Genomic DNA, 14,036 nt, shown 5'->3' on the forward strand with positions numbered 1-14,036 from the left:
TGACGACTGTTATTGTTGTGATCGAAGGCAGTACGGCAAAGAAAGAAACGTGTTGCTGTGTTTTTTTTTAGAAATTAGGACCAGCACAGAAAGATGTCAATCATTTTCTTGCGCCTGACTGACGCGCCGCGCATGGCATAAGATGGGCGCATGAGTCCAAAGCGACCGAGAAGAGACCACACGCTTGAGCACGACAACCGAGAAAAAACCCCGCACCAACCACCTGGAACTGGCGCGCCGCATTCTTGAACATACTCAGGAAATCGGACTGGCGGTCGGCGAACCTGTCTCGGAACAGGCCCTGGCCCGAACCTTCCAGGTATCGCGCACCCTAGTTCGCGGCGCATTGAAGGTGCTACTGGAAGAAAACCTGCTGAGCTTTGAGCCCGGCAAAGGCTATCGACTCGTCGCCGCGCCCGCGGGCCAGACGCTCAATAGCGCGCTGCCCCAGGCAGAGGAGGAAGAACTGGCCACCTCGGTCTTGCGCGATCGCATGGCCGGTCGACTGGGCGACAGCATCAGCATCAGCGAGCTGATGCGCCGCTATGACATCGGCCGTCCGGCCGCACAAAAAGCCCTGACCCAACTCAGCGAAAGCCAGGCCATCGAGCGCGGCCCCGGCCAGTCCTGGCTGTTTCGCCCGTCGCTGAACAGCCTCGCGGCCCTCGAAGAAAGCCTGAGATTCCGCCTGACACTCGAGCCCGAAGCGCTGCTCGGCGCGAACTTCAACGCCGACCCGCAACGCCTGTCGCTGCTGCGCGGCGGCATGGAAACCCTGCTGGCAAGACCCGTGGAAGACTTCGATATCCAGCAGTTTCGCGAACTGGACATCAGCTTCCACGAACTCATCGCCCAGAGCTGCGGCAACCGCTTTATCGGCGACTCCCTGCTTCAGCATCAACGCCTGCGACGCCTGCCCAACCTGCTGCCGACCGTCAGCGTGCACCGCCTGCAAGAGGCGCTGCGTGAACACCTGCAAATCATCGCGCAGATCGAGCGCGGCCAGATGGAGATTGCCGCTGACCTGATGCGCTTGCACCTGCGCCTGTCCGCCGCCCAGCGACCGCAAACCGCCAACCGCGGCATCCCGCAAGGCCATCCGTTCGGACGCCGTTGAGCCTTCAAAAAATTCTGGTGCTTTTTTTTATAAAATAAGACAGCATCTAAATCATCTTCAGGAAAGGCGGGGCTTACCCGCTACGGACGTTCCTTCGCCATGAGCACACAAAAACTGATCGCCCTGTTCCCCGAAGCCAGTTTCGGCGCGGCATTGAACTGCATCGGTATCGCCCAGTCGCTGCGCGAACTGGGGGCTAAACCGGTGTTCATTTGCCATGGGCATTTTCAAGGAATCTTCGCCGAGTACGGCTTCGCCGAATACCCCATTCCGCAAACCAGCCCGCTGTCCGCGGCCGAACATCAGCATTACTGGGAGCGCTTCATCGAGCGCAATATTCCCTACTTCGACCAGACGCCGCTGGAGCAGATTGACAGCTATGTCGCACCGGCCTGGGAAGCGATCATCGATACCGCCATCGAGGCGGAAAAACCGCTGCAGCAACTGCTCGCCAGGCTCAAGCCGGATGCCATCGTCCTCGATAACGTGGTGATGTTCCCGGCTATCGCCAACGCTGGCTGCCCCTGGGTCAGAGTGGTCTCCTGCGCCGAAACCGAACTGCCGGACAATGCCGTACCGCCTTATTTGTCGGGCTGCCGCAGCACTGACGTTGCGGGTCGCGAGCGCTTTGTCGAGCATTACCAAATCGCAGTCGCAGCGGCCCATGGGCGCTTCTCGCGCTTTCTCGCCAGCACGGGTACCGCGCCCTGCCCGCCCGGGCAGTTTCTGGTCGACTCGCCATGGCTCAACCTGCTGCTTTCGCCGACGCCAGTGCGCTATGAACGCGAACAGCCGCTGGATCCGCAGAAGTATGTTTATCTCGACGGCTGCGTACGCCGCGAGGCGCCTTACATCGTTCCCGATTTCCCCCGGCACAACGAGGCGCCGCTGATCTATGTCAGTTTCGGCAGCCTGGGCGCCGCCGATGCCGACATGATGAAACGCCTGATCAGCACCATCGAACATTTGCCCTACCGCTTCCTGATCAATGTGGGCGCCTACCGCGAGATGTACACCACTGTCCCGGATAACGTTTACCTCGACAGTTGGTTTGCGCAGCCAGCGGTGCTCAAGGAGTGCCAGTTATTCATTCATCACGGCGGCAACAACAGTTTCTGCGAAGCGCTGTTTTTCGGCCTGCCGTCGCTGATCATTCCGTATTGCTGGGACGGTCACGACAATGCCGCGCGCGCCGAGGAGGTCGGCGTCGGTCGGTATTTGCCGCGCTTCGCCGATCCGTTGGCCGCCCTGCCCGCCGCCCTCGAACAGCTGCTGGCCGACCAGCCGATGCGGCAGCGCCTGAAGACGCTGAGCGCCCGCATGCAAGCCACCCGCGGCACCGAGATCGCCGCGCGCGCGATCCTGGCGTTGCCCAGCACCTAGCCAATATCACCACAACAAGAGTCCGCGATGACCCATTCAGCCTTGCACAGCCTCAAGAACGCGATCCCCAGGCCTTATTGGCTGGACGTCGATGCTCCTGCCCAGCCTTGCTCGCGGCAGACCGGTGAAATCAGCGCCGAGCTGGTGATAGTCGGCGGCGGTTTTACCGGCCTCTGGACCGCTTTGCTGGCTCGCCAGCGCAAGCCTGCGGCGCGGATCGTCGTGCTGGAAGGTCGTACTTGCGGCGCCGCGGCGAGCGGCAGGAGTGGCGGTTTCTGCGCACCGAGCATTTCCCACGGCGTATCCAATGCGATGAAACGCTGGCCGAAGGAAGCGGACCAGTTGATCCGCCTGGGCCGGGAGAATCTCGACGAGCTGGAACAGGATATCCGGCGTCTTGGTCTTGAGGTCGAATTCGAAAGAACGGGAAAACTGAATGTCGCCACCACGCAGTGGCAAGTCGAAGGGCTGCGCGCACTGCAAAAAAAGTATCAGCGAGCCGGCATTGAATGCACCTATCTGGAAGGCTCGGCGCTCAAGCCTTATCTCGATTCGCCGACCTATAGCGCCGGGCTCTTCGAACCGAACTACGCGCTGCTCAACCCGGCAAAAATGGTCCGGGAACTGCGGCGCAGCTGTATCGAACAGGGCATCGAACTGTACGAGCACTCCCCGGTGGAAAGCCTCGAGCCACAGGCCGATGGCGTTTTGTTGCGCACAGGCTACGGCAGCGTTCAGGCGGACCGGGTGGCGCTGGCGACCAATGTTTTTCCTTCGTTGCTGCCACAGCTGCGATCGACCGTCATTCCGATCTATGACTTCGCGCTGACCACCGAGCCGCTGACGGAACAACAGCTGCAGTCCATCGGCTGGAGCCAGCGTTACGGCATCGCCGATTCGGGCAATCAGTTTCACTACCTGCGCAAGACCGCCGACAACCGCATCCTCTGGGGCGGCTACGATGCCATCTACCCCTTTGCCAGCAAGCTGGATGAAAACCTGACCCAGCGCCCGGAAACCTTCGTGCGCCTGGCCGAGCAGTTCCAGCAGACCTTCGCGCCATTGCGCGACGTGAGCTTCAGCCACGCCTGGGGCGGCATCATCGATTCTTCGGCTCGCACGACGATGTTCACCGGCAGCACTGACGACCGACGCATCGCTTACGCCATGGGCTTTACCGGCCAAGGCGTCTCCGCCAGCCGCTTCGCCGCGGCGACCATGCTTGATCTGCTGGACGGCCAGGACACCCAACGCACCCGCCTGAAAATGCTCAGCCGGGCGCCGGTGCGTTTTCCACCGGAACCGCTGCGGTTTATCGGCGTCAGCCTTGCGCAGCGCGCCCTGGCCCACGAAGACCGTACCGGGGAGCGCAGCCTGCTGCTGAAAACCCTCGACGTCTTCGGGGTCGGTTTCGACTCCTGATTCAGCCAAAAGAACCGTCACCCCAAGGAGCGCCTCATGCCGCGCAGAATGCCCGCGTTCGTCACCGACTTCGCCACTCAACCGACAAAAGCCCTGACCCGCGAAATCAGCGATCCACAGATCCTCGAAAAACCCTACCAGAGCACCACCTGGCGCCATTTCAGCAACGACCAGAAACAGCTGACTGCCGGCTTCTGGGAAGCAGGCCCACACAAGGAGTTCTGCGCCTGCGATTACGACGAACTTTGCCATCTGCTGGAAGGACAAGTCCGCCTGACCGACGCAGACGGCAACAGCCGCACGTTCGAGGCAGGCAGCACGTTCGTGGTGGCTGCGGGTTTCAAGGGCACCTGGGAAAACCTCACTGATGTCAGAAAGGTTTATGTGATTGTGAATTGAGCTTTCCCCACCGAACAACCGGCCATTGTGTCAGCAGCGGTTCGCGCGCTGGATCACCTGTGGCGGCTGACCAAAAGCCCTGAGAAAGGCCCGACGCATACGCTCCCGGTCGCCAAATCCAGTGGTGGTGGCCACCACATCGATGGAGTGTCGACCGGACTCCATCATCAACCGCGCCGACTCCACCCGCAGATTTTCGATGGCTTTAGCCGGTGATTGCCCGGTCTCTGCGTGAAATACCCGACTGAATTGCCGGGGGCTTAGATTGGCTGCCTCGGCCAAATCTTCCACCGACAGATCGGAGGTTGACCGATGCGGCCCACCGCGCTGTCGACGGCTTTCAGCCCGGAGCCATCGCCCATGCCCCAGATCATCCGTTCGTGGTAAGTCGGGGAGATCTTGCGCCGGCGCTGGATCAGGGTACCGTCAGCATCAAACAGCAATTGGCTGTTGTAGAGGGTGCCGCCATCGCGTTCATTTACGCCGATGGACACCACCATCCCCGCTTGCCTGGCAGCGGCACCGATGGCATCGGTGGCGGCTGAAGGTACGGTGACCGCCTGGTCCAGCAGCTTGAGATGTTCCGCGCCCATTTGAAAAGGCGACTGGACAAAGGAGAAATACGGGTAGTACGGCACAACGGTTTCCGGGAAGACGGCGAACTGCACGCCCTTCTCACCGAGTTCGAGAATCTTCTGCACGACTTTATCCACGGTGCCTTCACGGCTGTGCAACACGGGGCTGATTTGGACGGCGGCGGCTTTGATGATGGTCATAATGGCGTTCCTCAGTGAATGAGCTTTGGCGGTCAATGAGGAAATATTACGAGCGAAATATTACGACCGCAATGTCATATACCCAACCTTTTAGGTCGTACCAGTAGCAGCATGAACGCGACCGCGGAAAACACTGCCCCGGCATAGAAGGTCATTGCTGACCCATAGGTTTGCCACAGTAGCCCCGCCACCCCGCTTGCCAGGAGCATTGAAACCCCACTCACCAGATTGAAAATCCCGAATGCAGTGCCCTTCAACCCGGCGGGAGTCGTGTCAGCGACCAGAGTCGCCAGCAGCCCCTGACTGAATCCCATATGAAGACCCCACAATGAGACGCCGAGCATCAGCATGCTGATCGACTCAGCGTGAGCCAGCACCAGATCGGCCAGGATTAGCAGTATCAATCCGCCCCCGAGCAGACGGGTGCGGCTCACACGATCGGAGAGCTTACCCACCGGGTAGGCCGAGAGCGTGTAGAACAAGGCCATCACCACCATCACTAGCGGCACCCAAGTCGCGGACAGCCCTGTTTGTTGAGCGCGCAAGACCAGGAACGCCTCGCTGAAACGCGCAAGGGTGAACAACGCGCCGACTATCACCACCTGCCAGTAGGCTGGAGAAAACCGGTGAAGCAGTCCCAGCCGAATGGGTGAACGAAAACGTTGTGCCGGACCTGGCCCGGCGTGCTCCGGTTCATTGATACCCACGACAATCAGACTGACCGCCACCAAGGCGGGTATCACGGCGATCCAAAGCACCAGCGCGATATTTTCGTGGAACACATACATCAATGCGATCGCCACTGCCGGCCCGAGAAAGGCACCCACGGTGTCCATGGATTGACGTAAGCCGAAGCAGGCTCCACGGATCTGCGGTGGCGATACGTCAGCGACCAGAGCGTCACGTGGGGCGCCGCGAATACCTTTGCCAATCCGGTCCAGAAAACGCGCGGTGAACACCATTTCCGCGGTGTGGGCCAAGGGGAATAGCGGCTTGGAGAGCGCAGCCAGTCCGTAACCGAGCAACAACAAACCTTTGCGTCGTCCGAAGTAATCGCTGATGGCGCCTGAAAAGACTTTAACGATCAGGGCCGTCGCCTCGGCAATACCCTCGATCAGACCCAAGGTGATCATGCTGACCCCGAGAGTGCCCACCAGAAATACTGGCAGCAGGCTATGGACCATCTCTGAAGACAAGTCCATGAACAGACTTACAAAGCCTAACGCCCACACCGTGCCGGGGATGCTACGTGTAGCGGTTGTCCTGGACATGTTCCTGCTCCGTGGAATCACAGCACAAGTGTATGCCAGGGGCTTCAAGCCGTTATGCCTACCAGAACTTCCATGTGTAACTGGTGATGAGCCGGTTCTCATCGTAATCGACGGACAAGCGACAATCCCGGACCTGCCGGGTGCCGGGATTATCTGGCGCGAAAGATCGATAAATTCAGTGTCTGAAGGCCTCCCTGGCCTGCGGCCTCAGGGTTGCACTCCAGCCTTGGCCACGGCCGGTTGCAGCGCCCCTGCGAAAGACTCGTCGAACAAGGTCGGTGCCGGGTAGGACTTGATCAGGCCCAGGCCACTGAAGAAGTCGATGGTTTTCTGCGCATCGGCAATCGACTGTTTGCTGACCGGCACTACATCGGTTTTCGCTCGAGCGAACCAGGCCCGGGCGATGTCGCGGTCGGCCCGGGTACGTGCTGCCCAGGCATCGGCATAGGCCTCGGTGTGCGCCGGATCGCTCAGGGTCCAGTCACGGGCCTGCTTCAAACGCTGGAGGAAATCGGCGATTGCCGCACGCTTTTCCAGCACCGCCTTGTTGCTCGCCACCACAAAGCTCTGGGCCGGGATCAGGTCCTTGGCGGTGGCCAGGACCCGGGCACCCTGGCGTTCCTGCACGGTCACGTAGGGTTCCCAGGTGGCGATCACGTCCACCGAACCGCCATCCAGCGCGTGGGACGCATCCAGCGCACTCAGGTAGCGCAAGTCCAGGGCGTCGCGGGGCACACCAGCCTTGTCCAGGGCACTGAACAGCAACTGCTGGCTCCAGGAACCTTTCCAGATCGCCGCACGTTTGCCGCGCAAGTCCTCCAGGGTCTTGATCGGGGAGTCCTTGCTCACCAGGATGGCTACGCCGTCGAGGTTCTGCCGGGTCAACGCGATGACTTTGATCGGTGCGCCCAGGGCGCCAAGGAACAGCGGCGGCGCATCGCCGAGCAGGCCCAGGTCGAGACTGCCGACGTTCAGCGCTTCGGCCACCGGCGAACCGGCAGTGAACTGCTTCCATTCCAGGGTATACGGCAAGTCGTCGAGCACCCCCGCCGCTTCCATCACCGAACGGGTGTTGTAACTTTGATCGCCGACATTGAGGGTCAGGGCCGACGCAGTGAGACTCAGGGAGGTGGCCAGTACACCGGCCGCCAGTTGTAGAAGGTTTCGCACGGAAGTCTCCAGATGCCTTGCAAGGCAAACAGTAAAGAGCCCGATCCGCGCGCGCGGTCTCGTGACAGCTTGAATTCAAGAAAGGGGAAAAGCCTCAGGCACTCAGTCGGGCCTGACGTGCAGCGACCTTGGCGCGGGTCAGCGGAATCAGTTCGCGACCGTAGTCCTGCGCATCGTTGACCGGGTCGAAACCGCGGATCAGGAAGGAGGTCACGCCCAGGTCGTAATAGGCCAGCAGCGCATCGGCCACCTGCTCGGGCGTGCCGACCAGTGCCGTGGAGTTGTGACCGCCGCCGACCAGTCCGGCGATTCCGGTCCACAGGCGCTCATCGACACGCTCGCCTTGGGCCACGGTGTCAAGCAGGCGCTGGGCACCCACACTCTGCGGCTTGTTCGCCAGCACCGGGCCGCAGCGCGCCAGGCGCTGGCGGGCGGTCTGCAGGATACTCTCGGCCTTGGCCCAGGCGGCTTCTTCGGTCTCGGCAATGATCGGTCGGAACGAGACGCTGAACTGAATCTCGCGGCCCTGCCGGGTCGCCTCGGCGCGTACCGCCTCGATGGTTTCGCGGGTCTGCTCCAGCGACTCGCCCCAGAGCGCAAACACGTCGGCATGCTTGCCCGCCACTGCCAGTGCCGCGGCCGAGGAGCCACCGAAATACACCGGGATGTGCGGTTTCTGCAGCGGCTTGATCGCCGAAAAGGCGCCCTGGGCCTGATAGAACTCGCCCTGATGGTCGAACGGCTGCTCGCGGGTCCAGACCTGCCGTACCACCTGCAGGAATTCATCGGTGCGGGCATAGCGCTGGTCGTGATCGAGGTAGTCACCGTCCTTGCGTTGCTCGCCATCGTTGCCGCCACTGATGACATGCACCGCCAGACGACCATCGAGCAGGTGTTCGAGGGTGGCCAGCTTGCGCGCGGCCAGGGTGGGTGCGACGAATCCCGGGCGATGCGCCAGGAGGAAATGGATGCGCGAGGTGGCCTGTCCCGCCAGCGCGGTGACCAGGAAACCATCCGGCTGGTCCGACCAATAGCCGACCAGAATGCGGTCGAAACCGGCTTCCTCATGCACCTGGGCAAAACGGGTGATGTACGACTTGTCGAAGACAGGACCTACAGGGTCCAGGGTTTCCGATGACAGCCGGTGGCCGATCATGCCAATGAATTGAACGCTCATGAGTGGGCTCCTTGATAGCATGAAGAAAGAGGATTGGTTATATATTTTTCTTTCTTCCAAACGAACGCTTATAAGCTAGCGAGAAGAACCTCACTTGTAAAATTCAATTTATGCATAACCTAATACAAATATTATGCACATACATAAAAATAGATCTGCACCTTCAACAGCTCTGCCAACCAGCCCTGAGTGCCGTAGAAAACTGACTGGGTGTGATCCCGGCAGTTTGAGGATTATGCTGCGCCGCGTGACCACGGTATTTTACTTTCCCTTTTCAAGATCACTCAGGAGACCACCTATGAATCTCGGCATCGCGGGGCGTTGGGCACTGGTTTGTGCGGCCAGCAAAGGGCTTGGCAAGGCGTGCGCCCAGGCGCTGGTCAGCGAAGGCGTCAACGTTGTGATCACCGCTCGGGGCGAAGAGACTCTGAATGAAACCGCCAAACAGTTACAAGCGCTGAACCCCGCCGTAACTGTGATTGCCGTTGCAGGCGACATCTCCACTGCGCCAGGCCGGGCCGCTGCGCTGGCAGCCCATTCGCATTTCGATATCCTCATCAACAACGCCGGCGGGCCGCCTCCGGGAGACTTCCGCGACTGGAACCGGGATGCCTGGATCAAGGCCCTGGATGCCAACATGCTCACCCCCATCGAGCTGATCAAGGCCACGGTGGATGGCATGGCCGAACGAGGTTTCGGCCGTATCGTCAACATCACCTCGAGCGCGGTCAAATCGCCCATCGAGAGTCTTGGCCTGTCCAACGGAGCGCGCAGCGGGCTGACCGGTTTTATCGCAGGGCTGGCCCGGCAGGAGAAAATCGCCAGCTGCAACGTGACCATCAACAACCTGCAACCGGGTTCGTTCGACACCGATCGATTGCGCAACAACCTGGTCGAAGCCGCCGAGGGTCTTGGCCAGGACAGCGAAGCCTTCCTGGACGAATGCCGGCAAGAGATCCCGGCCAAGCGCTTTGGCACACCTGAAGAGTTCGGCGCTTTTTGTGCGTTTGTTTGTAGCGCTCATGCCAGCTACATCACCGGACAGAACCTGTTGATCGACGGAGGAGCCATTCGCTCCAGTCAATGATGGTCTCTATTGTAGGAGCGAGCTTGCTCGATGGACGTTAACGATAACGCGTGCTTTCTGAATAAACGCGCCGCCCTTGAGTCCATCGCGAGCAAGCTCGCTCCTACAAGGCCAGCGCAAGACCTGTGGGAGCGGGCTTGCTCGCGAAGGACGTTAACGATAACGCGTGTTTTCTGAATAAACGCGCCGCTCTTGAGTCCATCGCGAGCAAGCTCGCTCCTACAGGAGGCTCGCGGCCGCTGTCTCCATTGGGTCTTAATGACCGCATGCGGTCTTTATGACCTCATTATCCGATGGTCATAACGACCATCAACATTCCAACCATTGCGCAACTGGCGGACGGCCTGAACGTATCGGCGTTTGATCGTCAATGGGCGGTCAATGGCGCTGGTGCCTTGAACACCCTGGCCAACCTGCGCAGCCAAATGGCGAAACCGGCTTCGGTGGTATTCATCGGCACCTTCCTGGCCCAGCTAACCTTCCCCGGACTCGCGGCCTATATCGCCTCGAAAGCCGCACTGCAGGCACATGCCCGCACCCTGGCGGTCGAACTGGCGCCTCTGGGAATACGCATCAACATGGTTTCCCCCGGTCCCACCGCTACGCCCATCTGGTCAACATTAGGCTTGAACGATGAGGAGCTGACCAACGTCGCCAACGCGGTCAACCAGCGGCTGCTCGATGGCAAGTTCCTGGAGCCTGGAGCGGTTGCCGATGTGATTCTGTTCCAGCTAAGCAACGGCGCCCGCGGCGTCTATGGCCAGGACTGGATTGTCGATAGCGGCTACACAGTGCGCTAGATTTAATAATCTCGAGCAGCGGCCTCCAGCGACAGGCGCCCTCCCTCACATTTCCACCTGTGTACCTAGCTCTATCACCCGGTTCAGCGGCAGCTTGAAGTACTTCAAGCTGCTGTTGGCGTTCTTCAGCAGAAAGGCGAACAGGCTTTCTCGCCAACGTGCCATGCCAATACGCCTGGTCGCAATAACCGTCTCGCGGCTGAGGAAATAGGTAGTGCGCATCGGGCTGAAATCCAGATCACTCAAGTGACAGAGACTTAATGCTGCGGGTACATCCGGCTCCTCGATAAAGCCAAAGTGCAGGCTTACCCGGAAGAATCCCTCGCCATAAGCTTCAACCTCGAACCGTCGATCCGCCCCCACGCGCGGACTGTCTTCGGAGACCACCGTGAGGAGCACCACCTGTTCGTGCAGCACCTGGTTGTGCAGCAGATTGTGCAAGAGTGCATGAGGGACGGCATCTGCCCTCGCGGTAAGAAATACCGCGGTACCTTGCACTCGATGGGGCGGCTGCGAACGGATACTGCTGATGAACAACGGTAGCGGCAGAGCCGTTTCGTCGAGCCGCTCCACCATGATCTTGCGGCCGCGCTTCCAGGTCGTCATCAATATGAACAGCCCGATGCCCGCGATGACCGGAAAGGCCCCGCCCTGGAAAATCTTCGGCGCATTGGCCGCGAAGTACAGGCTGTCCACCAGCAGAAAACCGAGAAGCATCGGGATGGCCAACCAGCGCGGCGTTTTCCAGAGGAGCAGGACAACCGCCGAGGACAGGATTGTGGTGACCAACATGGTACCTGTCACGGCAACCCCGTACGCCGCGGCCAACGCACTGGAAGATTCGAAGCCGATGACCAGTAGCACCACCCCCACCATCAGTGCCCAGTTAACCGTGCCAATGTAAATCTGCCCCTGCTCCTGGCTGGAGGTATGCTGGATAAACATGCGTGGGACATAGCCCAGCTGGATGGCCTGTCGAGTCAGGGAGAATGCCCCGGAAATCACTGCTTGCGAGGCGATGATGGTTGCCAGGGTGGAGAGCCCGACCATCGGCAACAACGCCCAGCCTGGCGCCAGGAGATAGAAAGGATTGCGTACAGCCTCCGGATTTTCCAGGATCAAGGCACCTTGGCCGAAGTAATTGAGCACCAGTCCTGGCAATACCAGGATGAACCAGGCACGAGCAATCGGTTTGCGACCGAAGTGGCCCATGTCGGCATACAGCGCTTCGGCGCCCGTCAGCGCGAGCACGACTGCACCCAGGATGGCCACACCGATACCCGGATGAACGATGAAAAAATGCGCTCCCCAGTACGGGTTGAGCGCTTGCAACACTTCGGGGCGCTGCAAGATGCCGTAGATCCCCAGAGCCCCGAGTACCAGAAACCACAGCACCATTACCGGCCCGAAGAGCGTGCCAATCCGCGCCGTACCGTGTTTCTGAATCAAGAACAGCGCCACCAGTACGATCACCGACAAGGGGACAACCCAGTGCTCGATCCCGTCAAACGCCAGCTGTAGCCCCTCAACAGCAGAAAGGACCGAAATCGCCGGGGTGATCATGCTGTCACCGTAGAACAGCGCTGCACCGAACAGTCCGAGCAGGACCAGCACTTTACTCAACTGCGGATAGGGAGCGGCAGCGCGGCGGGCTAACGCCGTCAAGGCCATGATGCCGCCCTCGCCCTGGTTGTTGGCGCGAAGGATGAACAGCACATATTTGATCGAGACCACCCAGATCAGCGACCAGAAGATCAACGAAAGAATGCCTAGTACACCATCGTGGTTGGCTTGCACCCCGTAGTGACCGGCAAACACCTCTTTGAGGGTGTACAGCGGGCTGGTACCAATGTCTCCGTACACCACTCCCACCGCTGCCATTAGCAAGCCTGCCGCTGAGGTTTTTGCATGAGGTTCTTCGATTGCGTGGGACGCTGATTGGCTCACTTATTGTTTCTCGAAAATTGAGGTGGTGAAAAAATGCATGCTGTCTTCGGACCTGTTGTAACAAACAAAATACCTCACTGTCTTGCGCTTGCGCGAATAGACCCGAGGTACCCAGGAAAATGCCGAGGATAAAACCGATAGGACGAAGTGTTGCGGGGGCGGATAGCTGTGCCTGAACTGCCTCTGACAGTATCATTGCAGTGCACAACATCTGCCGTAAAGAAACCGTAAAAAACTGTAGGCGGACTGTGTGCCGTGTAACCCTGCGCGAGCCTGGCCCCGTGCTTTTGCATTCAAGCCACCGCGCAACCTCCAGCGAATGCAGCGCGGTACGTTGCCTGCAATGCCTAAGATACTGCAGTCACTACTCGATTGTCGGGCTGCTCGCGAGCGTAAAGAATCACCGAGGCGCGCAGCTTGTTGCCGCCGAACGCGCACATCTTGTCGAATGCCTTATGGCTAACGGGCAGATGCTGGCAGTCAAGGGCCTGACGGTGCTGGCTGTGATCGATGTCCGGGTCATGCAGGTAGACGAAGTCTTCATCGCAGTCGGTGACGATTACCCAGTGCGGGGCTTTCGAGCGAGTCAGGCTGTAGCTGCTGATCAGCACCAGTGGTTGACCGCCAGCCTTGAGCGCGAGTGCCAGATCCAGTTGGCTGCTGCTGATCTGCTCCACATCGCTGTGCTGTAGTTCCGTGCAGAACTCTTGGTGTACCAGGCGCATCACCTCCTTTTTATGTTCATCGCGCACGCCATTGAGAAACAGTGGGCCGGCGATGCTGACTTGCAGCCGGACACGAAACCCTCGGCGCCAGGCCGCCAGTGCCAGCCCCTGGGGACTGCAACCGCCATGGCCCGAGGTCATGAACACCGTGGTCGCTTCACGCCAGATCTGCAGTTCCTCCCTGCGCTCGGCGAAGCGATCCGGCTGCAGAGCACTCATGGCCATCAAGAGGCAGGCCGGGCCGCAGGTGAAATCGGTGGTCTGCTGGTAATAGGGCACCCGGATTTCACGGTTTTCACGATGCTGCAGGATCCGCTTCTCCAGGCGCAGGGCATGCGCATGGTCTTCGTAGTAGTCGTTGACCACGGCGAAGCGCCGGTATCCATTGCGTTCGTAAAGACTGATGGCGGCGGGATTATCCGGTCGGACTTCCAGACGCAGGTAGGCACATTCGTGCGCGCGGGCACAACTTTCCGCCTGGTCCAATAACTGTTTTCCCAGGCCCAGACCACGACTGTGGGTGGCAATGGCAATGGAGTACAGACGCGCCAGCGAAGTGCCGCGGTGAAACAGCACCAGGCAGTAACCCATCAACTGACTCCCGGCCTGCGCGATGATCAGGCTGGCATGGGCGCGGCTGATCATCCACTGAAAACTGCGTGGAGTGAGCCGGTCATAGGTAAAGCACTGGTTTTCAAGTTCCAGCAGGGACTTCAGATCATCTTGTGTAGCGTTGCGAAATACCAGGTTCATATAGCCGCC

General features: G+C 59.9%; 10 protein-coding genes and 3 pseudogenes. 6 read left to right on the forward strand and 7 right to left on the reverse strand.

The features are described 5' to 3' along the window. Positions 1-184: 184 nt before the first annotated feature. The 4 genes from ACA064_RS17355 (at position 185) to ACA064_RS17370 (ending at position 4,321) form a co-directional block, all read left to right on the forward strand. Entirely contained in the window at positions 185-1,117 is a 933-nt protein-coding gene (locus ACA064_RS17355; protein ID WP_497669223.1) for a GntR family transcriptional regulator, read from the forward strand. 99 nt (positions 1,118-1,216) lie between these two features. Next, entirely contained in the window at positions 1,217-2,500 is a 1,284-nt protein-coding gene (locus ACA064_RS17360) for a glycosyltransferase (protein ID WP_497669224.1), read from the forward strand. Between the two features lie 27 nt (positions 2,501-2,527). Next, complete coding sequence (locus ACA064_RS17365; RefSeq protein WP_497669225.1) at positions 2,528-3,922, forward strand: NAD(P)/FAD-dependent oxidoreductase; 1,395 nt, start codon at positions 2,528-2,530, stop codon at positions 3,920-3,922. A gap of 36 nt (positions 3,923-3,958) precedes the next feature. Continuing rightward, positions 3,959-4,321 (forward strand): cupin domain-containing protein, encoded by a 363-nt coding sequence (locus ACA064_RS17370; protein ID WP_497669226.1) that lies wholly within the window; start codon positions 3,959-3,961, stop codon positions 4,319-4,321. 30 nt (positions 4,322-4,351) lie between these two features. Here the strand turns inward: ACA064_RS17370 and ACA064_RS17375 are convergent. The 5 genes and pseudogenes from ACA064_RS17375 to ACA064_RS17395 form a co-directional block, all read right to left on the reverse strand. Beyond that, a pseudogene (locus tag ACA064_RS17375) lies at positions 4,352-4,624 on the reverse strand (helix-turn-helix domain-containing protein); the annotation flags it as partial. Between the two features lie 2 nt (positions 4,625-4,626). Next, positions 4,627-5,097: pseudogene (locus ACA064_RS17380) on the reverse strand (nitrilase-related carbon-nitrogen hydrolase); the annotation flags it as partial. Positions 5,098-5,171: 74 nt separating this feature from the next. After that, positions 5,172-6,368 (reverse strand): MFS transporter, encoded by a 1,197-nt coding sequence (locus ACA064_RS17385; protein ID WP_497669227.1) that lies wholly within the window; start codon positions 6,366-6,368, stop codon positions 5,172-5,174. A gap of 207 nt (positions 6,369-6,575) precedes the next feature. After that, positions 6,576-7,538 carry an ABC transporter substrate-binding protein gene (locus ACA064_RS17390; RefSeq protein WP_497669228.1) on the reverse strand — a complete coding sequence of 321 codons (963 nt, stop codon included), beginning with the start codon at positions 7,536-7,538 and terminating at the stop codon, positions 6,576-6,578. Positions 7,539-7,632: 94 nt separating this feature from the next. After that, the gene (locus tag ACA064_RS17395) at positions 7,633-8,715 is read right to left on the reverse strand and encodes an LLM class flavin-dependent oxidoreductase (protein WP_497669229.1); all 1,083 of its coding nucleotides are present in this window, start codon (positions 8,713-8,715) and stop codon (positions 7,633-7,635) included. A gap of 298 nt (positions 8,716-9,013) precedes the next feature. Here ACA064_RS17395 and ACA064_RS17400 point away from each other — a divergent pair, with 298 nt between their 5' ends. After that, a complete protein-coding gene (locus ACA064_RS17400) occupies positions 9,014-9,802 on the forward strand; it encodes an SDR family oxidoreductase (protein ID WP_497669230.1) in 789 nt (262 codons plus the stop codon). A 323-nt stretch (positions 9,803-10,125) separates the two neighbouring features. Then, positions 10,126-10,602, forward strand: a pseudogene (locus ACA064_RS17405) (SDR family oxidoreductase); the annotation flags it as partial. A gap of 45 nt (positions 10,603-10,647) precedes the next feature. Here ACA064_RS17405 and ACA064_RS17410 read toward each other — a convergent pair. Beyond that, positions 10,648-12,549 carry a potassium transporter Kup gene (locus ACA064_RS17410; protein ID WP_497669231.1) on the reverse strand — a complete coding sequence of 634 codons (1,902 nt, stop codon included), beginning with the start codon at positions 12,547-12,549 and terminating at the stop codon, positions 10,648-10,650. Between the two features lie 347 nt (positions 12,550-12,896). Next, entirely contained in the window at positions 12,897-14,027 is a 1,131-nt protein-coding gene (locus ACA064_RS17415; RefSeq protein ID WP_497669232.1) for a peptidase C39 family protein, read from the reverse strand. Positions 14,028-14,036: the final 9 nt, after the last annotated feature.

The organism is Pseudomonas sp. LBUM1658 (genome assembly GCF_059716055.1).